This is a genomic window from Gardnerella washingtoni (assembly GCF_049262705.1).
Lineage (GTDB): Bacteria > Actinomycetota > Actinomycetes > Actinomycetales > Bifidobacteriaceae > Bifidobacterium > Bifidobacterium vaginale_D.
Genome location: NZ_CP058398.1, coordinates 447504 through 469798 on the forward strand (window position 1 = coordinate 447504; position 22295 = coordinate 469798).

Genomic DNA, 22295 nt, shown 5'->3' on the forward strand with positions numbered 1-22295 from the left:
AATGGTAGCAATATGGTTACTTTAAAAGAAGCAAAATCTTGCGGACTGTCAAAATACAAGTTTTATAAATTTGTTAAAGATAATGAACTAGAACAGTTAAGCGGTGGAATATATGCGTCTAAAGACTCGTGGGTAGATGAGTTGCTCCTTATTCATAAGCGTTCACCATCCGCTGTTTTTTCTCACGACGAAGCTTTCTTTTATCATGGATTAGTTGATATGGAGCCAATTACTCACACTATTACTGTTTATAGTGGTTTTAATGCTCACCGACTGAAAGCATCGTGCAATGTGAAAGTTTATAGCGTAAAAAAGGAATTGCTTGAAGTTGGAAAGATTTTAGTCACGGATAATCTCGGTAATAAAGTGCCAATGTATAATCTCGAAAGAACTGTCTGTGACGCGTTTAGAAGCAGAAATTTAATTGAAATTCAAGAATTTAATACAATCTTGAAATCCTATATTGCTAGACCAGACAAAGATCTCAATTTGTTAATGGAGTATGCGAAACTTTTTAGAGTAAACAATGTTGTTCGCAAGTATTTTGAGGTGTTACTATAAGTGAATTTAACTGATGCGCAAATAAGAGGTAGAATCAAAAACCTCGCCGAACAAAATAACGCAGATCCTCGTGTATTAATGCGTCTAACGTAGTCATGCGCTAGTGTCTATTAACTGCAGATTTGCAGCGATTGGCTACTTTTGGATTGACTGATTTGTGATTGGTTGATTGGGATTTAAAAATAAACGCCAGTAAAGTTTATTTTTAACTCTACTGGCGTTTATTAGTTATTTTCGTTATTAGTTATTTTCGTTTTTACTTGCTGTGTTTACCAAAATAATCTGCTAAATAAACTGCGACAAAACAATGCCAGCAATCATAAGCGGAATGTTGAAAATAAGGAATGTTGGAACGCAAGTATCCCAAATATGACTGTGCTGACCGTCCGCGTTTAAGCCGGCAGTAGGTCCAAGCGTGGTATCGGAAGCAGGAGAACCTGCGTCGCCAAGAGCTGCAGCTGAAGACATAAGAAGAATCGTTGCAGGAGTGCTAAAACCAATGCTCTGGCAGAGTGGCACGAACAAAACCGCAAGAATAGGAACTGTACCAAACGAAGTACCAATACCCATAGTGACTAGCAAGCCAATAATCGTAATTACAAAAGCAGCAATTAACTTGTTTTGTCCCATAGCAGTAACGCCTATATGTACAAGTTCATCAACCCCACCAGTTGCTTGAATCACATTAGCGTAGCCGCCAGCAATCAGCATTACGAAAGCAATAAGACCCATAAGCTTTACGCCACCCATAAGCTGCTTGTCGATGTCGTTCCACTTTATTGCGCCAAAAATAATCATGGTTGCAAGACCTGCAAGAGAAGAAAGCGAAAGATCCTTACTAATAACTTGCACTACTACAACAACAATAATTGCAAGAATAGTTACGTAATGTGCTTTAGTAAGAGGGCCAACAACAGCGTCCGCAGCACGAGTATCCGCTTGCGTGGTTTCATATTCGCGAGGCTTGCGGTATAGCACAAAAACTGCGAACAGTAAGGCTGCAAGCATTGCAGCACCCAAATACCAGTTAACAGCACTAACGTCTGCAACACTAACCTTCATGCCGTTTTTAGAAAGATTCGTAGCAATAACAGTTTGGAAAATTAGGCCAAATCCAAATGGAATAGCAATGTATGGAACTTCAAGACCAAAAGCGGTGCAGCAGGCAGCGGCTCGGCGATCAATCTTAAGTTTGTTCATAACTTGCAAAATCGGCGGAATAAGAATAGGAATATAAGCAATGTGAACTGGAACAATGTTTTGAGACATGCACGCAATTACTGTTAAAACAGCAAGAAGAATGAATTTGTTAGTTCCAATAATTTTGCTAATTTTTTTAGAAATAATTTGAGCCAAACCAGTTGCTGTAATTGCTTCCGCAAAAGTACCAAGTAAAATGTAGGCGAGTGCAGTTTGTGCGTTAGTAGAAAAACCGTCGCAAAGCAACGCCATAATCGTGTGATTCCCATCTCCAAAAAGCGGAAGATGGCCGGCAATGCCACCTGCAACGCAAGCTACTATCATTGATAGCAAAACATTAAGTTTTGCAAGACTAAGTGCGCATAGCACTACAACCGACACAATAACCGGATTAAATATAATATTTAAAATTTGCAAACTCAGCATGCCGTTCACCCCTTTAAATGCTTGAATTTAATATATTGTTTGAAGTAATACGTTTTATTTCGTATTGCTTACGCTTGTATTTTTGCATATGTATTCTTACATATGTATTTCTTACATTTAGTAATTAAAGACAATATAGCATGGAAGTGTTTACAACATGTTTCTTGAGTGAATATAAAATATAAACAATTAAATAAAAAAATTAGTGTAACTCAACAATTGTTTGCACAAAAGAGTATTCTAAATGATTAGTGGTGAAGAATTGATAAATCACCAAATGTTCGGTTTTACACCGTTTTATTGCAGCATTGCAACGTGAGTTTATCGCTGAAAAATAGCGGTAAAGCAATGCGAAAATTAAAAATTGTTTTGCTAATTGTGAAGATCTAAAAATAAGCAGTAAACAATAAACAACAAACTGAAAAACTAAAAAACTGAAAATAAGTTATTTAGAGTATTTAGAGTAAGGAGGAATGCCTGGCGCTCTAAGTAAAAAGGATATTACGACATATCTTAATTACAAGCGTCAAACATGCAAATTATGAAAGATAGTAAAACACTTTTAGAAGCTAAAGAATTAGGCTTACAAATATTTAGAAGAACACCATTTTGGGACGTATCGTTAAAAGTAGAGCCTCATCAAATCGTTGCAATATCAGGTGAACACGGCTCTGGAAAATCAGCTTTGCTGCTTGCACTGTCTGGTTATATGAAATTTACGAACGGAACTCTTACTATTGCGGACTCAACTCTTCCTAACGATTTTAAAAAATCACGTAAATATGTGGGATTGGGATTATTCAACGGAATTAACGAATTCTACAAAATGCAAACAATAGAAGAAGTGTTGATGAGTGAGCTAAAACTCGCATCATCTTCGCCACTATTTCGCGAACAGTATAAAAATGATGTAAAAAATCGCGAAGCATTGCGCCAATACGCGTACAATCTTCTTGCTCAATGGAAAGTATTTTCTCCTCACAAAACAGCAATAGGAGAGTTGACTCCGTGCGAGCGCATGCGTTTGGCAATTGCGTTGGCATTATTAAAGCAACCGTGGCTGCTATTTGTTGATGGAATTGAGACGGAGCTTACTAGTGAGCAACGCGAATGCTTACTTTCCGATATTCGCGAATATGTTAGCAAAAACTACTGCTCCTGCCTTGTTGGAGTTTTGCAAAGTGAGTTAGAAAAGCAAGCGGATCAAGTCTTAAGACTTATGCCAAATAATGAGAAAACAGAAAATTCTCATACTGATTCTCAACTTGCTACAAGTGAAGCAAACGGTGGTGAAAACAATGCACGTTAGTACTATTGCTCTTGCATTTCGTGAGATTAACAATACGATGAAAGGAAAAGCTCGAAAGCTTGTTATTGGAACCGTAGCTTTGATTCCACTTTTATACGGATCGCTTTACTTATGGGCATTTACAAATCCTTATAAGACTTTGGATACTGTGCCTGTGGCTGTTGTTGTTGAAGACAATGGCGCTATGATTAACGGCAAAATGCGAAACATTGGAAACGAAATCAAAACTCGTTTAAAGAATCAAAAAGACGGTAGTGAAGGTTTCCAATGGAATTTTGTAAATAGTGCTGAAGCAAATAAGGGCCTTAAAAATGGCAACTATTTTATGGTAGCAACTATTCCAGCTTCCTTTAGTAAGTGCATTGCTTCCGCGCAATACGATACTCCAACTAAAGCAAAACTTCACGTAAAGTACGATCAAGCAAGCAATATGCTGGCTTCACAAATTGGTAAAACTGCTTTCCGCACTATGCGTACTGAGATTAGCGAGGCGATTGCTCAAGAGTATTGGGAGCACATGTTTGCGAAAGTTAATTCAGCTTCCGATTCTCTTGGTGCTGCTGCAAACGGTGCTGGAGCATTGCATGAAGGTTCAAAGTCTTTGCAAGGCGGAATAAATAAGCTTGCAGATGGGTCGAATAAACTTTCGCAATCTTTGCAAAAACTTCAAGGCGGATTAGGGGAGCTTCAAAAAGGCGCGAATACGCTAACTGAAGCCAATGCTCGCAGCAAAGAAGGAGCTCAATATCTTGCACAAAAAACGCAAGATTTAGCAAACGGAGCCCAACAGTTAAGCGAAGGAACGCAAAGGCTATCGGCAGCGACAAGCGAATTCTATGAAGGAGCTCAAAAGCTTGCAGCTTCAAGCAACGAATTAGAAGAACATGTTAAAGCTGGAAACGCTGAAACAAAAGCACAAATTACTGGTCTTCTTATGCAAGCGCAAAACCCAGCAGTAACAAAGGAAGACGTGCTTGCTAATTTGCAAAGATTGGCAGAAGGATTAGGTGAAAATTCTAATCTTCTAGAAACAAATCTTTCTGCTTTAAGCGCTGGAGCAGACAAGCTTTCTGCAGGGAGCTTGCAAATAAAGGGCGGTGCTGACGCTCTTATGCAAGGCATGGAGAAAGTTAATGTTGGTTCAGATAAGTTAGTTGCTGGCACAAATAAGCTTGCTGACGGTTTGGCTCAAGTAAGTAACGGTAGCGAGAAACTAAATAGTGGCGTGAATGAAGCTGCACAAGGTTCTGCGAAAATAGTGAACGGTTCTGATCAGCTTAATTCCGGCGCTAAGAAGCTATCTGATAACACTCCAAAGCTTGTTGATGGTACTAAGAAATTGCATGACGGGCTTAAAGATGCTCAAAAGTCTGGAAAAGTAAACGGTATTGTTCAAAAAAGTAAGATGATGAGCGCACCAGTTTCCTTGGAGGAGCACGAGTATTCGCACGTTGAAAACTATGGAACTGGTTTTGCTCCTTACTTTATTTCTATCGCCCTTTGGGTTGGTGCTCTTATGACAACATTCGTTTTGAGAGTTATGGATAGGCGAGCGATACTAAACGGCATGAATCCGCTTAAAAGCGCGCTTATTAGCTTGACGCCGTTTGTGATTATGGGCGTTTCGCAAGCGATTATTCTTATGGGCGTTGTTCAAGGAGCGTTGAAGTTCCAAATCGATAATGTTGTTGCATTCTACGCGCTGGGGATTCTAGCGTCAATAGTCTTTATGGCTATAATGCAAATGATTATGGTGGTGTTCCGCATGCCAGGGCGAATAGTTGCGATTGTGCTACTTATGTTGCAAATCACAAGCTCTGCAGGAACGTTCCCAGTACAAATGACGCCGGCATTCTTTAGAGCTGTTCACCCATATTTGCCAATGACGTACTCGATTATGGGGTTGCGTCAAGCAATGTCTGGAAAGAACAGTGGTGAAATAGTTTCAGGCATTGGAATGCTTGTGCTTTTCGGCGTTATTGCGATTGCCATAACAAGCATTGCCTTCCGCATGAAGCGTACTGTAAAAATGTTTGATTTGCATCCTGTAATAACGCTTGATGCATAAGCGTTCATGCAGGCGCGATAATTAAAATCCCCGCAGCTCTTGTTGGTTGCGGGGATTTTTTAGTGAATTTTGTTTAATTTAGTTACTTTATAAATACGTTATCCGACTTTAGAAAGTAGACGCGTAGACTTCAGCAATAGCATCTTCGTCCATATGTATATAGGAGTTCTTCAAAAGTCGCTGCTGTTCTTTAACAACGCTTGAAGCCCAGCTTTGAATCATGTCTTTGGTCATGCCATACTCGTGAAGCTTATGCTTAGGAAGAATCGTGTTAAGAACTTCGTCAAGCTTGTCTAATACGTCTGCATTCTTGCATTCTAGAATATTTGCCATGAAGTCGAAGAGCTTAGAAAGCTCAGTGTATTCAGCGCTAGTGCTGCTTTCAGCATCGTGCTTAGCATAATAGCGCAAAACGCTTGTAAGAAGCGCAGCATTCGTCTCGCCGTGAGCCACGTGGAAAGTGCCGCCAAGCGGATAAGCCATCGCGTGAACGCAACCGCAGCCAGCGTTACCAAACGCAATGCCAGCGTAAAGGCTTGCCGAAACCAAGTCTCCCACAACTTGGGCTTTTGCGCTGCTACCTTCCTTCACAACTCGCATATAACTTTGCAAAATAAGACCGCAAGCCTTGTAACTAAACATTTTTGTAAGCTCTGTTGCAATAGGAGAAAGCGCGGACTCAATCGAATGCGTAAGAGCATCAATAGAGCTGGTTGCAAAAACGTAATCCGGAAGGCTCTTTAACAATTCCGGAATAAGAATCGCGTCCGTAGCGTAGCAAGCATCGTTCGCCAAACCCTTCTTAGTGTTGCGCTTAGTAAGCGAGAATACGGCAACGTTCGTAACTTCGGAGCCAGTGCCGCAAGTAGTTGGCACAAGAATAAGATCCGCACCTTTTTGTGCAGGAATCTTGCCGTCGACCAAATCTTCAAGTGGGCTTGTTTGCTTCAACGCGCAAACCTTGGAAATGTCCAAGACAGTGCCGCCGCCGATGCCAATCACGCGCTTTGGAGTAGTGTGAATATCGCTAACAATCGCATCAACCATTGCGTCGCTTGGCTCGCCTTTGCCGTATTGCTCTTGGAAAATCACGTCGCAATCAAGATTCAAATCGCCAAAATAAGGCTCCCAAATGTACTGGTTTGTAATAACCAAATCGCCCTTACCAAGCTTGAATTCTTGCGCAAAGTCACGTGCGTTCTCGAACTTATGAATAGTTGGTTTAATAGAAAGCTGCTTCATCCTAGACTCCTTTGTGTTGATTTGCATGTCTTACGCTAATAGTGCGCGTTGTGTGCGCGCTTTGTGCGCGGATGATTAAAAAACCAAGCAACTGCTCCATTATAGAACAGATTGCTTGGTTTAATAAATGCGATTTAAGCTAATAGCAGAAGCTAATCAGCAGAGATTAATCAGATATTAATCATCCCTTCAACAAAGCCGTGTAAGCAGCCATCGTAATGTAGTTGTACGGCTGGTTGAAGTGAGGCATGAAGAAGATGTCGCACAAAGCAAGCTCCTTAATAGTAACCTTCTTCTGAATAGCCAGCGAGAACAGGTGAATTGCGGCAGACATATCGTAGTTAGAAGCCAACTGGCAGCCAACAATAATCTTCGTATCCTTCTTGTAAACGATGCGAATCTTCACCTTTGGATTCTCAACTTCCATAAACGTAGGCTTTTGAGTATCCTCAAAATCAACGTAATCAACATCCATGCCCTCTTTTTGAGCGGCAGTTAAGCTCAAGCCGGTGCAAACAAGCTTGTAGTCGTAGATCATCATTGCGCTAGAACCTTGCACGCCCTCGGTTTCTACAGGAGTTCCGCAAACGTTGTGACCTGCAATCAAGCCGCTTCGAACGGCGTTAGTAGCGAGCGCAATGTAGTTTACGCGGTCTCGAGCGTTGTCGTAGATTGTAGCGCAGTCGCCAATTGCGTACACGTCCGGGTCGGAAGTTTGCTGCTTCTTGTCAACGAGGAAAGCGCCGTTAGCATACTGCTTCAAATGATCCTTACCGAGCGCAACGTTTGGATGGAAGCCAATAGCGCAAATCACCATATCAGCATCGTAAGTGCCTTTGCTTGTTTTAACAGCCTTAACTTCAGTGTCTCCAACAATCTCCTCAACAGCTTGACCAAGCTCAAACTTAATGCCCTTATCTTCCATAATTTGCTTCAAATTGTTAGAAAACTCTGGGTCAAAGTATCCGTTAAGGATATGGTCTTCCATGTCAATAAGGGTCACGTTTTTACCAAGACGTTCGAAGGCTTCAGCAAGTTCCACGCCAATGTAGCCGCCGCCAAGAACCACGACGTTACGGAAATCGCGTTCTTGAAGCTTAGCGATAACAGTTTGCGCATTCTGGAAAAGCTTTACCATTTGCACGTTTTCTAAGTCAATGCCTTTAATGCGAGGCTTGTTTGGAAGGCTGCCGGTAGCAAGAATCAGCTTGTCGTAAGAATCGTGAATAACAGTGCCGTCTTTAAGTTCGACTGTTACTTCTTTCTTTGCGTAATCAATGTCAAGAACTTTGCTTTCAAGATTTACCTTAGCGCCTTTTTTAACGAAATCTTCTGGCTTCTGGTAGAACAGTCCGTCACTGCTTTGAATCTGCTTGCCAATCCACAAAGCCATACCGCAACCAAGGAAGGAAATATTGCTATTTTGATCGTAGATGGTAAGTTCGTTTCCTGGGTAGCTCAAAATGGTGTTAGCGCAGGCAGTGCCGGCGTGATTTGCGCCAATCTGAATGATCTTCGTCATCGGTAATCTCTTTTCGTCGTTGAATCTAGTTTAATTTTGTTTATTTCTGTTGAAATTATGGTATGTGCTGTATTAACTACTTTGTTTAAGTTACACTGCAGCGTGATGGCACATCTAGCGCACAATCTTATTACATGAATGCGAGTCTTACCAATTTTGATTTTGTGCGTGTTGTGTGTGGAGTGTGTGGTTATTTCACAATCTGACTATAACTAATCTTTTTGTGAACATGAATTACGTAGTAGAATCCTGAAGTTTGTATACTGTTTATATACAGTGACATTCACATATGTACAGTTTTTTGTGATGCGTTTTAATGTTTTAATAAAGTGATATTCGTATGAAGGGGTATTGTGATGTGTATTTTGATTACTGGTTTTACGCCGTTTAATAATGAGTCTATAAATCCGTCGTGGGAGATTGCACAATCAGTGCATGCGCCTGAAGGTGTGGAACTTGTTCGTTTGCAGATTCCTACGGAATTTAACAAAGGTGCGCAAAAAGTTATTGAGAAAATAGAGGAAGTTCACCCTAATGTTGTGCTTTCGTTAGGGCAATTTGGTGGTTCTGCTTGTTTTAACGTTGAGTATGTTGGCATTAACTGTAGAGCTGCGCGTATACCAGATAATAGTGGGTATAAGCCTTGGTATGAGCCTGTTGTGCAGAATGGTGATGTGGCTTATAAAGCGACTTTGCCAGTTGTGAACATAGTTGATGCTTTAAATAAAGCAAAATTGCCGGCGTCTGTGTCTTTTTCTGCTGGCGCGTACGTATGCAATGACGTGCTTTACAGTGTTTGTTATTATTGTCAGACTAAAAAATTGCCAATTAAGAGCGGTTTTATTCACGTTCCGTATTTGCCTGAGCAGGTTCTTGATAAGCCGAGTACGAGTTCTATGAGTTTAGCTGATATGCTTCGAGGTATTGAGATTGCGCTGCAAGTAATTACGGATGATTGCAAATAATTACAAGTAATTACTAATGAATAGTGTGAAATTTTGGGGAATAGCCCGAAATTTTATTCTCTACGCTCGCTCAAGCACGCGTTCAATAGCGTTATTTTGCGAAAGAAGATACACGCAATACTGGTTCATGCTTATTCCTTCTGCTTGAGATTGCTCAGCCAACTGCCTGTGTAATTCTTTAGGAAGACGTAACTTGAACTGACCTGAATAGTCATTCAGCTCATGGTAAGACGGCTCTTTTATGTTGATTTTACTTTCAAGTGCTGCTTCAAGCCAAGCCTTTTTAGCATCCTGCGCATTTGCTGCTGCTTCTTGTTCAGAGTCTCCCGAACTTATGCATCCTGGCAAATCGGGGTAGTAGGACACAAATCCGCCTTCATCTGAATCTTTTACAATCTCCAGCTTATACGATAGTGACATGTAGTAGCTGAGCGTTTTATTTGTTAGTGTTTTGGCGTTGTTTTTGTGAGTGATATTTTTGCTAGCTTTATTTGTTTTAGTCATATTTGATTTCATATTCTGCTGATTTTTAAAAGTTTCATAAAAGTATAAATGGTGTTATATGTGGTGTCAATGGGTTATTGTATTACAATTTGTCAAATTGCATAAAATACCCCAAAACAGCCACTTATGGTGAAGGTGTGGTATAAAAGTCTTATGTTTTCTAAACGCGCTATTACCATTTTTGCGGCTGCTGTCGTAACTGCTTTAGCGCTGGGCACGTTGAGTGCTTGCGAGCCGCAGGGTAAAGCTGTGGGGGATACTGGTCGCGCTGGAGACATAGTTCACGATGGCATAGATATTAATGACATTCATTTGCTGGTAATTGGTTCTAGATCAGCAGCTCTCGATGCTGAGATTATCCAAAAGTGTAAGATGGCGAATTTAAGCGCTTCATACGTGTCGGTGTCAAATATAAATAATGCGAACGATGCAGCTCAGCAAGCTATTCGCGCTGTAAGCGAACAACCTGTTTCATTAATACTTATAAACGCGCTCGACGTAACAAGCTTTGACGATCCGCATAATGCTAATGATCAACTCAATAAAAAAGAGAACAAACAGCTCAATAAAATCGCGCGCAATAAACAAAACGAAAGCGAAGCATGGATTTCAGCGCTGCAATACGCGCGTTACGCTGGAGTGCCAGTTGCGTTAATAAATCCTGTAAAAGCACCAAAAGACGCAACTTTATATGCTGCAATATTGCGAGTTGGGGTTGGGGATATTTCGCATAATTTAGCGCCTGAGCGTTCGTCTTTGCTCAGCATTGTTCGCGCAATAATCGACAATACTCCACACGGTAGGGAAGTGATTATACATGACAAGTAATGAACAAAATGCAATAGCGTCTACAGAAAACACCAATAATAAAGCTATTGCAGCGCTTCCTAAAGTAGAAGTTTCTGGATTGAGCACTGAAGAAGTTGCAGAGGCAGTTTCTCGCGGAGACGTAAATATTACTTCTAAGCAGACTTCGCGTTCTTTCATGGATATTGTGCGCGCGAACGTGTTCACATTGTTTAACGCGATTATTTTTACAGCAATGGTAGTTGTGCTTGCAACTGGTTCGTGGAAGGATGCTGTTTTTGGTGCGGTAATTCTGGTAAATACTGGAATTGGCATTGTGACTGAATTAAAAGCAAAGCGTACGCTTGATAGTCTTTCTATATTGATCGCAGCTCGCGCAATGGTGCGTAGAGGCGGAGAAAATATTGAGATTGCGCACAAAGATATTGTGCTTGGTGATGTTTTGTGGCTTAGAGCTGGCGAGCAGGTTCCGGCAGACGTAGAAGTGCTGGAATCGTGGGGCTTGGAAATGGATGAGTCCATGCTCACGGGCGAGTCTGCTACAGTTCGAAAAACCAAAGGTGACGACGTTTATTCCGGATCTACTGCAGTTTCTGGAATGGCTTTAACACGTGTTACTGCCGTAGGAGAGCACAGTTATGCGGCAAAATTGGCGGCACAGGCGAAGGTTTATACCAAAACAATTTCTGACTTAAGCCGTGGAATTAACACGATTTTGAAGTATATGACGATGGTTGTGGTGCCTTTGTGTGTGTTACTTGTGTGGTCTCAAATGCACAAGGTTGGCGGATTTGTTGAAGCTTGGCAGACTGGTGCTTGGAGGGGAGCTGTTGTTTCTGCTGTTGCAGGCGTTGTTGGTATGATTCCAGAAGGGTTGGTGTTACTTACTTCGCTTAATTTTGCGGTGGCTGCTATGCGACTTGCGCGTAAACAAACGTTAGTTCAGGAATTGGAATCTGTAGAAACCTTAGCGCGCGTAGACTGCTTGAATCTGGACAAAACTGGCACTATAACCGACGGAGGTATTGCATTCGTTGGTGTGGAAAATATAGATAATATTGGCGTAGAGAATCTGAATAATACTAGTGCAGAAATATCTTTACAAACCAGCTTACAAACCAACCAAGCTTTATTTGACTTATCAAACGAAGAAAATCCAAACGCAACAGGTGTTGCAATTATGCAAGGGCTTGGCGCTCAAGGAGTCGCAGCTAGTGAGCATATATCTAACCGCCTTCCATTCTCTTCTGCTAGAAAGTGGAGTGCTGTGCAATATGCGCAAAGTAGTGGAGAGCATGAAACTTGGTATATGGGTGCTCCGGAAGTATTGCTCAGCGCGATTAATTATGTAGATTCCAATGAACTCTTAGCGAAAGTTAATTCTTATGCTGAGCAGGGTGAGCGCGTTCTGCTTCTTGCGAAAGTAAGTAGCGAAGTAAGTAGTGCTGTAAGTAGCGTCGAAAATAGCGAAGTAAATAGCGTCACAGAAACAGATAAAACTTTTGGCGATTCTCCTACTATTTGCTCCGCTGCTCAGCCTGTTGCTTTAGTTCGCTGCTCTGAGCGTATTCGTGAAGATGCGCGTAAAACGCTCGAATGGTTCCGTGAGCAGGGCGTGCGCTGCCGTGTAATTTCGGGAGATAATCCTACAACTGTTGCGGCTGTTGCTGCAAAAGTTGGATTAACGGGAGATCGCAAGCCTGTTGCAATGGACGCTAGAAAACTGCCAGAAGATATTAACGAATTGGCTAAAGTGCTTGAAAATGTGGATGTGCTTGGTCGTGTGCTTCCTCATCAAAAGAAGGCAATTGTTCAGGCGCTTCATACTCAGGGTCATGTGGTTGCTATGACTGGTGACGGCGTGAACGATACTTTGGCTCTTAAAGAAGCTGATTTAGGCGTTGCTATGGGCAATGCTGCTCCCGCTGCAAAAGCTGTAGCTCAAGTGGTTCTTGTTGATTCACGATTCTCGCATTTGCCGGATGTTGTAGCTCGCGGTAGGCAAGTAATGGCAAATATGGAACGTGTGGCTGGCTTGTTCCTTGTAAAAACTGTATATTCTGCGCTTATTTCTGCAGGAGTCGTGCTTCTATCGTTGCACTTCCCGTATTTGCCTCGTCACATTACTTATATTGGTTCTTTAACTATTGGTATTCCAGCATTTTTGCTCGCTCTTGCTCCTAATACTCGTAGATACATTCCAGGTTTCTTGAAGCGAGTTGTTCGTTTTGCTGTTCCTAGCGGATTTGCTATAGCTACTTCTGTGCTCGCTACTGCTGTTATAGCTCCTCGCGTTTTGGGATTGAATCTTGACGAAGATACAGAAAATAGTTTGAAAGCTTCTCGCTTTATTGTTTCAAGCGTGCAAGCACTTGCAACTACTCGTAGTATTTGTTCCGTAATCGTATTTGTTCTTGGCATACTCGTACTTGCAAGCGTTGCTAAACCTTTGCGCTCGTGGAGGGGGATTATGGTTGCGCTATTTGCTGCAGCTGGAGTTGCTGGAGCTTTTATACCGTTTACTGCAAAATTCTTTGAACTTCACGTGCCGACTGCAGGAAGTGCATTTATTGCAATGCTCGTAGCTGTTGTTTTAGCTGTACTCTTGTGGTTTGTATGCGTGAGCTTAGCAAACTTATTGTCTCAACAAAGCAAGAAGTGAACAATCTAACATATTTCTAACGCAATTAGTGTGTCGTAGCGAGATTGAGAATGCTTACAATAGATACGTGTTCAGTATTTTAGAAATGTTTTCAGTTGGAGTTGGTCCTAGTTCTTCGCATACGGTTGGTCCTATGCGTGCAGCTTATGCGTTCGTTACTTCATTACAACAAAGCGGTAATCTTAAAAAAGTTGCGCACGTAAAAGTGACGCTTTATGGCTCATTGTCTCTAACCGGTCTTGGTCACGGAACTGATCGTGCTTGTGTTGCAGGGCTTGAAGGAAATCTTCCCGACAATGTAAATACTAACCATATGCTTACAATTCGTGAAGAATGTCAAAAAACTGAAGCATTGACGCTTGCTGGAGAGCATACAATTGCTTTTGATTACGATAAAGACGTAATTTTTGAAAAATGGAAGCGTATGGTTGTGCATCCTAACGGAATGCGTTTTGTCGCAACGGATGTTGACGGAAATAACATTGATGAGCAAGTATGGTATTCAATTGGCGGCGGATTTGTGCGTCAAGGTCATGCAGACGACGCAATGGTTGGGTTGCATGAGCGAGTCACTGAGCAGGATGAAAATAACGCAAATAAGAGTGATATAAGCGAAAGTAATAGCGAAAGTAATAGCAAAAATACAGAAAGCATTTCAAAACAAACAAAAGATTCCACGGTACCATATCCTTTTACTTCTTGCGACGAGCTTATAAATATTTGTCGCGAAAAGCATATGTCAATAAGCGATGTTGTATGGCAAAACGAGCTTGCATTGCATGAAGGTGATGCCGACTACGTACGTAACTATTTGTTACACGTTTGGAATGTTATGAGCAAATGTGTCGAAAATGGCTGTAATTCAAAGCAGGCGATTTTGCCAGGCGGGTTGGATGTGCCTCGCAGAGCGCCTCGCATGTATGAGCGTCTTGCAGCGAACTCAGACATGCTTCGCAATAATCGTAGACGTGCAGATGCAGCTTTGGAAACTTCGGATTCTGCATGGGTAAATCTTTTTGCGCTTGCAGTGAGCGAAGAGAATGCTGGTGGTGGACGTATTGTTACTGCTCCAACGAATGGTTCTGCAGGCATTATTCCTGCGGTATTACAGTATTACTGGCGATTTGTTGATTCTGCTGATGAAGATGGAATTGTACGTTTTTTGCTTGCTGCTGGTGCTGTTGGCTACTTATTTAAGCGCAATGCTTCGATTTCGGGTGCTGAAGTTGGTTGCCAAGGTGAAGTGGGTTCAGCCTGTTCAATGGCTGCAGCAGGACTATGTGAAGTATTAGGTGGTACTCCTGAGCAGGTTGAAAATGCTGCAGAAATCGGCATAGAGCATCATTTAGGATTGACTTGTGATCCGGTTGGTGGATTAGTACAAATTCCGTGCATTGAGCGTAATGCTATGGCTGCGAATACTGCAATTAACGCTGTACGCATGGCCATGCTGGGGGACGGTTCGCATATGGTAAGTCTTGACCAGGCGATTAAGACGATGAAAGAAACTGGTCATGATATGATGTCGAAATATCGAGAAACCTCAAAAGGTGGATTAGCTGTTAACGTTGTTGAATGCTAATTTGTGATTACGAGTGATATTTACATGAAGTTATGCACAATATATTATATGTATGTGCGACCGTAACGATTCAGTGCTAATCTAGGACAGGTTAATCTCAGAAGTATTAATCTCAGTGGTGCTTGCTGGTTTGGTTACTTACAAATCTGGAGAAGTGCTCATGTAGTAATGCAGGATGTGGCTATGAAATTTTTATGTAGTCACCTATGCAGATGTTATACTATTTCAGATTATACTGTTTGGAAGTTTGTAAAGGAGGCAATATGGCACAGGATATGCCAGAAGTGATTGCAGAATTTGGCACGACGCCAACGGTGACGTTCCCAGCATCTGAACCGCCAGCTGGGCTAAAAGTTGTTGAGTTGGTTGAAGGTAATGGTCCAGTGGTTCGTGCTGGTGACACCGTAACTGTGAATTATCACGGCGTTGTTTGGGGTGCTGAGCAGCCGTTTGATTCTAGCTTTGCTCGCCATACTCCAGCTAGCTTTGGTATTGGTGTTGGTCAAGTAATTCAGGGTTGGGATCGCACGGTTCCAGGACATAATGTTGGCTCTCGCTTACTGATTTCGATTCCACCTGAGTATGGCTACGGTTCTCGTGGTGTTCCGCAGGCAGGCATTGGTGGTGGTGATACCTTAGTGTTTGTTGTTGATATTATTTCAACTCGTTAATGAAGCGTATTTATTTATTTGTGAATATGGATTATTGCTCGTATAGAGTTTGTATCCTTATAGGAGATCGTTGGATAAGGAGGTAACAATGGCTGAAGAAAAAACTATTCTGCTTACGCAGGAAGCGTACGATAAATTAAAAGAAGAGTTAGCGCATCGTGAAGGTGAATATCGCGATGAAATTACTGAGCGAATCGCTGCAGCTCGTGCTGAAGGTGATTTGTCGGAAAACGGTGGCTATCAAGCTGCACGTGAAGAGCAAGGTAAGAATGAAGGACGCATTAATGAGCTTATTGTGAAGCTTCGTAATGCGAAGATTCTTGAAGCTCCTAAGGATGGCAGTGTTGGTAATGGATCATTAGTAACACTGGAACTGGCTGGCCGTGAGATGACCTATGTTCTTGGTTCTCGAGATATTGCTGTTGCTACAGAGTACGATGTTATTAGCCCTGAGTCGCCAATTGGTGCAGCAATTATGGGTGCTCATACTGGAGATACTGTTAGCTATGCGGCTCCAAATGGACGTGAAATTTCAGTGACAATTAAGGATTCGCATCCACTTGCGTAAGTAAGTTTCATAATCTTGCCAAGATGCTTTGCTGTATTTTGTCGTTAACGTTAGTTTGTGTGTTATTTTTTCAATAAGAGCAGATTATAGTTAATTTTGCAGTAGCTGAGGTAAGTATTGTTCTCCCCACCTAATTCGTGTGTGAATAGGTGGGGAGATTTCTTTAGGGTTTGGGTTTAAAATTTTGTATCTTAGAATTTTAGAATTTTAGAATTTTAGAATTTGTTTTTATGATTTGCAATTTATATTTTCTGCTGTTTTGCTTCTCTGTGCTAATGGTATGCTGCACCTGATTGCGTTAAATTTTATTGTTTGTTCAGCAGTTACGTATTTGTTAGATTTTTCGCAATACTGTAACAACTTTTCCCATAATAGTCGCGTGTGAGCCGTCAATAGGAGAGTAAGCTGGATTGTGCGGAATGAGCCACACGTGACCGTGGTCATTTCTAAAAGTTTTAACAGTTGCTTCGTTATCTAATAATGCAGCAACAATGTCTCCGTTTACTGCTTCATGCTGTTCTCTCACAACAACATAATCTCCGTCGCAAATAGCGGCATCAATCATTGAGTCTCCATGTACTTCAAGCATAAAAAGATTGCCACTACCTGTAAGGCGTTCTGGTAGACGCATAACATCTTCGACATGTTGTTCAGCTGTAATGGGTACTCCGGCAGCGATGCGACCAACTAACGGCACGTCTCGAGAGTTGATGAGTGCATCAGATTCATAAATACTGATGTTGGCAGCCTTTGAGATATTTTCGGTATTGCTATGGGAAGTATCACTACTTGTAGTATCAGTTGCTGCGTCTTCAATAATTTCGATTGCACGACCTTTATTTGCATTAATCCGCAAAATGCCTTTTGTTTCGAGAGCACGTAGTTGATGTTTGACAGATGATGGGCTACGTAGTCCGACTGCTTCTCCTATTTCGCGGAAAGAAGGAGGATAACCATGGGTTTTGAGATTACGTTGAATTGCATTAACGATATTGCGCTGACGTTCAGTAAGTGGCACTTTGGTAGTGCTGTTAATACGGGCGTCTTTGTTGCCTGTATGTGTGTCCTCGTTGCTCATGATACTCCTTTCGTTATGTATATAATAACGCATTTTTGAAAAAAATCAAACATCTGTTCGACACGCCATTGCAACTTACGAACAAATGTGTCATTATTAGTACACCTGTTCGATAGAACAAATGTTCAATTCGCTAAAGGTGGAGGAAAGATGACAATGAGTGCGTTATTACATAATAGTTATCGTGCTGTAGTTTTGGCTGATAGATGCGAGACTAAATATGCTAATCACAGGATTAGTAATGCTGTAAAACATGCTCATAAGAATTTGATATTTCGTATGTTACCGTTATTGATAGCAGCAATTGCAATCTGCGCACTATGCATGCCGCGGATGGCTATTTCTGCTGTTCCAGAAAAATATGTGACTTACACAGTTCGACCAGGAGATACGCTGTGGAGTTATGCTGAAGCTATTACTCCTCGTGATGGTGATATTTCGGATAATGTTGAACGATTAATTCTTCTTAATCATCTTTCTTCGCCGGATTTGGAAATCGGACAGTCTATTAATGTTCCGGTAGTTGATGCTAGGTAATTGATTATACTGATGCAACAATGTATGAATGGGGGAAATCATGAGAAGGGAAATTATGAATACGTGGGTTATTACTTCATACGAAGGTAATCATCATGATGATGAGGATGAGAGCGGTATGCAGTATGAGTTTTGGTTGTATCCAGATGGGTTCTATGTTATAGATAGCAGTTATTTGGAATATAGCTTTGAAACTATTGCTGATGATCCAAAAGGTTGTATACAAGAAAATTGCATTGAAAATATTGAAGCACAAATATACATTGTTTGTTGTTAAACGTTGTTGTTAACAATCGTATGTTGATAGAATTCTTTACGTGGAAGTAAATAATTGCATTTTATTCAGCAATATTTGAATAAAATAAATAAGATGTGTCGTGTTTTCTTAATTTTTTAGTATGCTGGATGTATGCATTGTCCTTTTTGTAAAAATTCTGATACGAAAGTTATTGATACACGTATTAGCGAAGATGGCTATTCTATACGCCGTAGACGTGAGTGCCAGGTGTGTGGAAATCGCTTTACAACAGTAGAAACAACGCAGTTGCTCGTTATGAAACGTTCTGGTTCTATTGAACCTTTTGATCGAGCAAAAGTTGTTGCTGGTGTCGGTAAAGCATGTCAAGGTCGTCCTATCGATATTGAAGCGTTGAAAAATCTTGGTATGCAGGTTGAAGCGGATTTGCGTGCGCGTGGCTTAGCACAAGTAACATCTGAAGAAGTTGGTAAAGCCATTCTTAAACCACTACGCGAACTAGATGAAGTTGCATATCTTCGGTTTGCAAGCGTATATCAAAACTTTACTGGTCTTGAAGATTTTGAACATGCCATTGAGGATTTGAAACAAAGCAAACTAGAAGAATAAAAGAATAGAAAACACGTGTAAATAATACAAATTTTTGCGTTTCTATTCTTTTATTCTTCTATAACGCATACTTATGAACCGCAATGATGATATGAATTATTATTCAAAATTCTTATCATCGTGAGTGCGAATAATGTGTAATTGCTGCGTTGGTCTAGTCATGGCCACATAAAGATTGGCTGCAGCAGTGAGCCTAGAGGCTGCTTCTTGTTCGATTTGTGAAGGTTGAAGTACAATCACTGCGTCATACTCTAGACCTTTTACATCTTCTGCTGTGCAAACGCTGCATTGACAATCGTCGGCGCTTTGCTGACATAATTGATTCCACGTTTTTTCGGGTAATGCAAGTCGTAATGCTTGATTAACAATAAGCTGAGTATGTTGTACTGTGTCGCGAGGCGCAATGATTGCAATACGTCCACTTCCATCATCAGCAATAAATCGTTGGAATAGATTTGTGCAAGACTGCGCAAGAGCTGTATCAAGTTCTTTTTGAGATTCAACTGTTTGAGATACAAGTGAATCAGGAACTGATCGAACTGCGTTGACTGTAGATATATATAATCCGGAATCAGTCGCAGCTTTGCTTGCAAATTCAGAAACTTCGCGAGGATTGCGATAATTAATCGTTAATTCGTAAAGATCCCAATTGGACTCGCCAAACAGCGAATTCATATTTTTCTGCCAATGGTGAGTTCCACCCAAGGCAGAAGTTTGAGCAACATCGCCAACAATAGTAAAGGAGCGTGAAGGGCATCGACGAATAAGCATACGCCAATCCATGGCGGTAAGTTCTTGAGCCTCATCAACGACTACGTGTCCATATGTCCACTCGCGGTCAGATGCAGCTTTGCGGGCAAGTATACTAGCGTCATCGCCCTGCAAATTGTCGAGAAGCATATCGGCGGTTACTATGCCATTGCCAATTCCAGCTTGTGCTAAAGTGTCGGCCGCAAACTGTTGTTCCTCAAGTTTCTTAGCCTGCATCGCTGATTTCTGAGCCTCAATCTTAGGATCCGGGCCGAGTAATTCCATAGCTTCGTCGAGTAGCGGTATATCGGAACGAGTCAGTGGGCTACCTTTTGGTCTAGTAAGAGTGTCAATATCGTCATTGCTTAACCAAGGTGCGTATAGGCGTAGTTGATCCGGTTTAGCAAAAAGCTGATCAATGAGCCATTTGCCAGTCATAGGTAGCCAAGCAAGATTCAACGCAATTCGTAGCTTGTCGTCTAATCGAAGTTGAGAAGTTATGTCGTTCAATTCAGCCTGATCAGGAACATAATCAAGCTGCTCTAAATAGCGGTTTTTTAAGATGCTTAGCACAGTTTTAACAAATGTAGTACGTGCTTGATTATGCGGTTGATGAGTGTGTTGTGCATCTGATTGAGCGAGTTTTATATCTTGCGCGAGAAGAGGAATGCTGAATCCTCCAATACGTATCGTTGGAAGATTTTTAGGCACACGAATGCGAGCCGCAATAGCATTGGCAATAACTGTGCGCATGCGATACATGCCTTTTAGTTTCGCTGCATAAGGAGCATCTTCAGAAGTTGCGCACACTCCTGGAATTAAGTCTGCAATAGTACGACTTACTACGCCAGTTTCACCTAAGGAAGGGAGCACTTGATCAATATAACGCAAAAACGCTGAGCTTGGTCCAACAATAAGTACGCCAGAGCGTTCAAGCTTGCGTCGGTGCGTATATAGTAGGTAAGCTGCACGGTGTAATGCAACTGCTGTTTTGCCGGTACCAGGTCCTCCCTGTACTACAATTGTATGATCAAGTGGTGCACGAATAATGCGATCCTGCTCAGCTTGAATGGTGGCTACAATATCTGTCATCTTCCCGGTGCGACGAGAACCCAAAGAAGCAAGTAATGCGCCTTCTCCGGTAAGAGTTCCTTGCTGTGACGCTTTCCCTACTTCTTCAGAATGGATATCAAGAACTTCATCTTCAATACCGATAACATCACGGAAACGAAGAGTGATATGACGTCGCATAACAATATCTCCGTGATGTGAAGGTGTTGCCTCATAGAAAGGTCGTGCAGCTTCAGCTCGCCAATCAGTAAGAATAGAATCATGATTTTCACTTAACAAACCGATACGACCAATATAGCGACGTGTACCTTCGGTATTGTCAAGCCGACCAAAAACGAGACGATCTTCAACAGCTCGTAACTGCGTAAGACGATCTTCATACATGGTTGCAAAGGAATCGCGTTCTGTACGTTGCGTGGGAGAACCATGTGAACCAGCAGCGCGTACAGCGTCCAAACGTGTACGAATAGTGTTACGCAAGTCATCGAGCCGACTATAAGCACGGTTAACAGCCTGCTGTTCTTCGCTAAGTTGTGAGGAATAAGTAGACATATTCGTCCATTCTTCGTAAAGTATTGCAACCGAATTGTATCTAAAATTAGGCATTTAAGTATATCTCGAGGTTTATACACGTATCTTGATTTCGTGTTGCGTAAGAATTGATATTCCATAAATTGAGGATTCCATAAATTGAGCGAAATTTTAGTTTTATTTCCGAATTGACAAAATATAATCTAAACATATGTTTATAAGGGTTGATTTTGAATTATAAAGGGATAGAATTTTCAGATTGTTAAGCATAAAACGATGAGGTTTACTCCTATAAGTTTGTTGCAACTGGTTAAAAAATAAACAGAATATCTTACTTCATCACTGTTGATGGTAGTGAGTTTATGATATAGAAAGGCTGCTCACATGAAGAAGCTCATTCTTGATTTGGATACTGGTGTCGATGATACCTTGGCAATTTCTTATGCTCTTGGTAGTCCAGAAGTTGAGCTGATTGGTATTACTGGTACTTACGGCAATGTGCTTATGGAACAGGGTGTTCGTAATGCTCTTGCTATAACCGAATTATTCGGACATCCAGAAGTAAAAGTATATCGTGGTCTGTCGCATGCAAGCAAGAAGGATTCATTTGAAGTATTGCCAATTTCTGCATTCATTCATGGTGACAATGGTATTGGCGACGTTGTTATTCCGGATTCCAAGCGTGAAGCTGAATCCGAACCTGCAGTAGATTTCATTATTGATGCAGTAAAAACATATGGAAAAGATCTTATTTATGTTCCAACAGGACCTATGACCAATATTGCTGCAGCTTTGAAGAAAGCTCCGGAGATTAAAGATGAGATTGGTAAGATTGTTCTTATGGGTGGGGCTCTCACAGTTCATGGAAATGTAACGCCTTGGATGGAAGCGAATATCTCCCAAGATCCAGATGCTGCAGATGTCCTATTCCGTTCTGGTGCTCCGGTAACAATGGTTGGATTGGATGTGACTTTGCAAACCTTGCTTACCTATAAGGAAACACAAAAGTGGCGTGAACTTGGTACCAAAGCTGGTACCTTCTTAGCAGATATGACTGATTTCTACATTAAGGCTTACGAAACTACTGCTCCACACCTCGGTGGTTGTGGTTTGCACGATCCGTTAGCTGTTGCTGTTGCTGTGGATCCAACGCTGGTAACAACGTTGCCAATTAACATGCAGGTAGATGTAGAAGGTCCAACGCGTGGGCGCACTATTGGTGATGTCACTCGCTTGAACGATCCAGTTAAGACTATGCAAGTAGCTGTAGGTGTGGATGTGAAGCGTTTCTTGAATGAATTCATGTCTCGTATCTCTGGTTTGGCAAAAATCGCCGGCTGAATGCTGTAAACATTGTCGAATATAAGGAATTAACT

At 41.5% G+C, this 22295-nt stretch carries 19 protein-coding genes; 13 read left to right on the plus strand and 6 right to left on the minus strand.

Annotation, left to right across the window (positions count from 1 at the left end):
- The first annotated feature begins 12 nt into the window (after nucleotides 1-12).
- Entirely contained in the window at nucleotides 13-561 is a 549-nt protein-coding gene (locus HXT28_RS01715) for a type IV toxin-antitoxin system AbiEi family antitoxin domain-containing protein (protein WP_230953057.1), read from the plus strand.
- A gap of 285 nt (nucleotides 562-846) precedes the next feature.
- Here the strand turns inward: HXT28_RS01715 and HXT28_RS01720 are convergent, their stop codons facing one another.
- Nucleotides 847-2187 carry a Na+/H+ antiporter NhaC family protein gene (locus HXT28_RS01720; protein ID WP_064347040.1) on the minus strand — a complete coding sequence of 447 codons (1341 nt, stop codon included), beginning with the start codon at nucleotides 2185-2187 and terminating at the stop codon, nucleotides 847-849.
- A 532-nt stretch (nucleotides 2188-2719) separates the two neighbouring features.
- Here HXT28_RS01720 and HXT28_RS01725 point away from each other — a divergent pair.
- Nucleotides 2720-3496 (plus strand): ATP-binding cassette domain-containing protein, encoded by a 777-nt coding sequence (locus tag HXT28_RS01725; protein WP_016637708.1) that lies wholly within the window; start codon nucleotides 2720-2722, stop codon nucleotides 3494-3496.
- Complete coding sequence (locus tag HXT28_RS01730; RefSeq protein WP_004110836.1) at nucleotides 3486-5564, plus strand: YhgE/Pip domain-containing protein; 2079 nt, start codon at nucleotides 3486-3488, stop codon at nucleotides 5562-5564. Before HXT28_RS01725 ends, HXT28_RS01730 begins: the two co-directional genes overlap by 11 nt.
- 108 nt (nucleotides 5565-5672) lie before the next feature.
- Here the strand turns inward: HXT28_RS01730 and HXT28_RS01735 are convergent, their stop codons facing one another.
- Nucleotides 5673-6806: a 4-hydroxybutyrate dehydrogenase gene (locus HXT28_RS01735; protein ID WP_422113566.1), complete on the minus strand. Its 1134-nt coding sequence runs from the start codon at nucleotides 6804-6806 to the stop codon at nucleotides 5673-5675.
- Nucleotides 6807-6987: 181 nt separating this feature from the next.
- Complete coding sequence (gene nox / locus HXT28_RS01740; protein WP_422113567.1) at nucleotides 6988-8328, minus strand: H2O-forming NADH oxidase; 1341 nt, start codon at nucleotides 8326-8328, stop codon at nucleotides 6988-6990.
- Between the two features lie 356 nt (nucleotides 8329-8684).
- Between nox and HXT28_RS01745 the strand changes: the two genes are divergently transcribed.
- Nucleotides 8685-9293: a pyroglutamyl-peptidase I gene (locus HXT28_RS01745; protein WP_422113568.1), complete on the plus strand. Its 609-nt coding sequence runs from the start codon at nucleotides 8685-8687 to the stop codon at nucleotides 9291-9293.
- Between the two features lie 60 nt (nucleotides 9294-9353).
- Here HXT28_RS01745 and HXT28_RS01750 read toward each other — a convergent pair whose 3' ends face one another.
- On the minus strand, nucleotides 9354-9797 hold the full coding sequence (locus HXT28_RS01750) for a toxin-antitoxin system HicB family antitoxin (protein WP_422113569.1): 444 nt from the start codon (nucleotides 9795-9797) through the stop codon (nucleotides 9354-9356).
- Nucleotides 9798-9923: 126 nt separating this feature from the next.
- Here HXT28_RS01750 and HXT28_RS01755 point away from each other — a divergent pair, with 126 nt between their 5' ends.
- From HXT28_RS01755 to HXT28_RS01775, 5 genes are all read left to right on the plus strand, one after another.
- A complete protein-coding gene (locus tag HXT28_RS01755) occupies nucleotides 9924-10625 on the plus strand; it encodes a hypothetical protein (RefSeq protein WP_422113570.1) in 702 nt (233 codons plus the stop codon).
- Entirely contained in the window at nucleotides 10615-13266 is a 2652-nt protein-coding gene (locus HXT28_RS01760) for an HAD-IC family P-type ATPase (RefSeq protein WP_422113571.1), read from the plus strand. Before HXT28_RS01755 ends, HXT28_RS01760 begins: the two co-directional genes overlap by 11 nt.
- A gap of 85 nt (nucleotides 13267-13351) precedes the next feature.
- Nucleotides 13352-14848: an L-serine ammonia-lyase gene (locus HXT28_RS01765; RefSeq protein ID WP_064347113.1), complete on the plus strand. Its 1497-nt coding sequence runs from the start codon at nucleotides 13352-13354 to the stop codon at nucleotides 14846-14848.
- A 263-nt stretch (nucleotides 14849-15111) separates the two neighbouring features.
- Nucleotides 15112-15519, plus strand: coding sequence for an FKBP-type peptidyl-prolyl cis-trans isomerase (locus HXT28_RS01770; protein WP_016638054.1), 408 nt, complete (start codon nucleotides 15112-15114; stop codon nucleotides 15517-15519).
- Between the two features lie 88 nt (nucleotides 15520-15607).
- A complete protein-coding gene (locus HXT28_RS01775) occupies nucleotides 15608-16087 on the plus strand; it encodes a GreA/GreB family elongation factor (RefSeq protein WP_016637699.1) in 480 nt (159 codons plus the stop codon).
- 334 nt (nucleotides 16088-16421) lie between these two features.
- On the opposite strand, the gene lexA is transcribed toward HXT28_RS01775, so the two are convergent.
- A complete protein-coding gene (gene lexA, locus HXT28_RS01780; protein WP_422113687.1) occupies nucleotides 16422-17123 on the minus strand; it encodes a transcriptional repressor LexA in 702 nt (233 codons plus the stop codon).
- A 129-nt stretch (nucleotides 17124-17252) separates the two neighbouring features.
- On the opposite strand from lexA, the gene HXT28_RS01785 reads away from it, so the two are divergent.
- The 3 genes from HXT28_RS01785 to nrdR all read left to right on the plus strand — a co-directional run bounded on the left by HXT28_RS01785 (nucleotide 17253) and on the right by nrdR (nucleotide 18567).
- Nucleotides 17253-17702, plus strand: a complete 450-nt coding sequence (locus HXT28_RS01785; protein WP_016637697.1) for a LysM peptidoglycan-binding domain-containing protein — start codon at nucleotides 17253-17255, stop codon at nucleotides 17700-17702.
- 40 nt (nucleotides 17703-17742) lie between these two features.
- Nucleotides 17743-17979 carry a hypothetical protein gene (locus HXT28_RS01790; protein ID WP_422113572.1) on the plus strand — a complete coding sequence of 79 codons (237 nt, stop codon included), beginning with the start codon at nucleotides 17743-17745 and terminating at the stop codon, nucleotides 17977-17979.
- Between the two features lie 132 nt (nucleotides 17980-18111).
- The gene (gene nrdR / locus HXT28_RS01795) at nucleotides 18112-18567 is read left to right on the plus strand and encodes a transcriptional regulator NrdR (protein ID WP_032814599.1); all 456 of its coding nucleotides are present in this window, start codon (nucleotides 18112-18114) and stop codon (nucleotides 18565-18567) included.
- A 99-nt stretch (nucleotides 18568-18666) separates the two neighbouring features.
- Here nrdR and HXT28_RS01800 read toward each other — a convergent pair whose 3' ends face one another.
- Nucleotides 18667-20940 (minus strand): HelD family protein, encoded by a 2274-nt coding sequence (locus HXT28_RS01800; RefSeq protein WP_032814597.1) that lies wholly within the window; start codon nucleotides 20938-20940, stop codon nucleotides 18667-18669.
- Between the two features lie 363 nt (nucleotides 20941-21303).
- On the opposite strand from HXT28_RS01800, the gene HXT28_RS01805 reads away from it, so the two are divergent.
- Nucleotides 21304-22260: a nucleoside hydrolase gene (locus HXT28_RS01805; RefSeq protein ID WP_016636560.1), complete on the plus strand. Its 957-nt coding sequence runs from the start codon at nucleotides 21304-21306 to the stop codon at nucleotides 22258-22260.
- Nucleotides 22261-22295: the final 35 nt, after the last annotated feature.

What these genes read in the sequence shown, in the direction of transcription:
- HXT28_RS01735 (WP_422113566.1), bottom strand. Translation starts at nt 6,806, where the DNA reads ATGAAGCAGCTTTCTATTAAACCAACTATTCATAAGTTCGAGAACGCA.
- HXT28_RS01750 (WP_422113569.1), bottom strand. Translation starts at nt 9,797, where the DNA reads ATGACTAAAACAAATAAAGCTAGCAAAAATATCACTCACAAAAACAAC.
- HXT28_RS01805 (WP_016636560.1), top strand. Translation starts at nt 21,304, where the DNA reads ATGAAGAAGCTCATTCTTGATTTGGATACTGGTGTCGATGATACCTTG.
- HXT28_RS01720 (WP_064347040.1), bottom strand. Translation starts at nt 2,187, where the DNA reads ATGCTGAGTTTGCAAATTTTAAATATTATATTTAATCCGGTTATTGTG.
- HXT28_RS01715 (WP_230953057.1), top strand. Translation starts at nt 13, where the DNA reads ATGGTTACTTTAAAAGAAGCAAAATCTTGCGGACTGTCAAAATACAAG.
- HXT28_RS01755 (WP_422113570.1), top strand. Translation starts at nt 9,924, where the DNA reads ATGGTGAAGGTGTGGTATAAAAGTCTTATGTTTTCTAAACGCGCTATT.
- HXT28_RS01770 (WP_016638054.1), top strand. Translation starts at nt 15,112, where the DNA reads ATGGCACAGGATATGCCAGAAGTGATTGCAGAATTTGGCACGACGCCA.
- nox (WP_422113567.1), bottom strand. Translation starts at nt 8,328, where the DNA reads ATGACGAAGATCATTCAGATTGGCGCAAATCACGCCGGCACTGCCTGC.
- HXT28_RS01800 (WP_032814597.1), bottom strand. Translation starts at nt 20,940, where the DNA reads ATGTCTACTTATTCCTCACAACTTAGCGAAGAACAGCAGGCTGTTAAC.
- HXT28_RS01745 (WP_422113568.1), top strand. Translation starts at nt 8,685, where the DNA reads ATGTGTATTTTGATTACTGGTTTTACGCCGTTTAATAATGAGTCTATA.
- HXT28_RS01765 (WP_064347113.1), top strand. Translation starts at nt 13,352, where the DNA reads ATGTTTTCAGTTGGAGTTGGTCCTAGTTCTTCGCATACGGTTGGTCCT.
- nrdR (WP_032814599.1), top strand. Translation starts at nt 18,112, where the DNA reads ATGCATTGTCCTTTTTGTAAAAATTCTGATACGAAAGTTATTGATACA.
- HXT28_RS01725 (WP_016637708.1), top strand. Translation starts at nt 2,720, where the DNA reads ATGCAAATTATGAAAGATAGTAAAACACTTTTAGAAGCTAAAGAATTA.
- HXT28_RS01775 (WP_016637699.1), top strand. Translation starts at nt 15,608, where the DNA reads ATGGCTGAAGAAAAAACTATTCTGCTTACGCAGGAAGCGTACGATAAA.
- HXT28_RS01790 (WP_422113572.1), top strand. Translation starts at nt 17,743, where the DNA reads ATGAGAAGGGAAATTATGAATACGTGGGTTATTACTTCATACGAAGGT.
- HXT28_RS01760 (WP_422113571.1), top strand. Translation starts at nt 10,615, where the DNA reads ATGACAAGTAATGAACAAAATGCAATAGCGTCTACAGAAAACACCAAT.
- HXT28_RS01730 (WP_004110836.1), top strand. Translation starts at nt 3,486, where the DNA reads ATGCACGTTAGTACTATTGCTCTTGCATTTCGTGAGATTAACAATACG.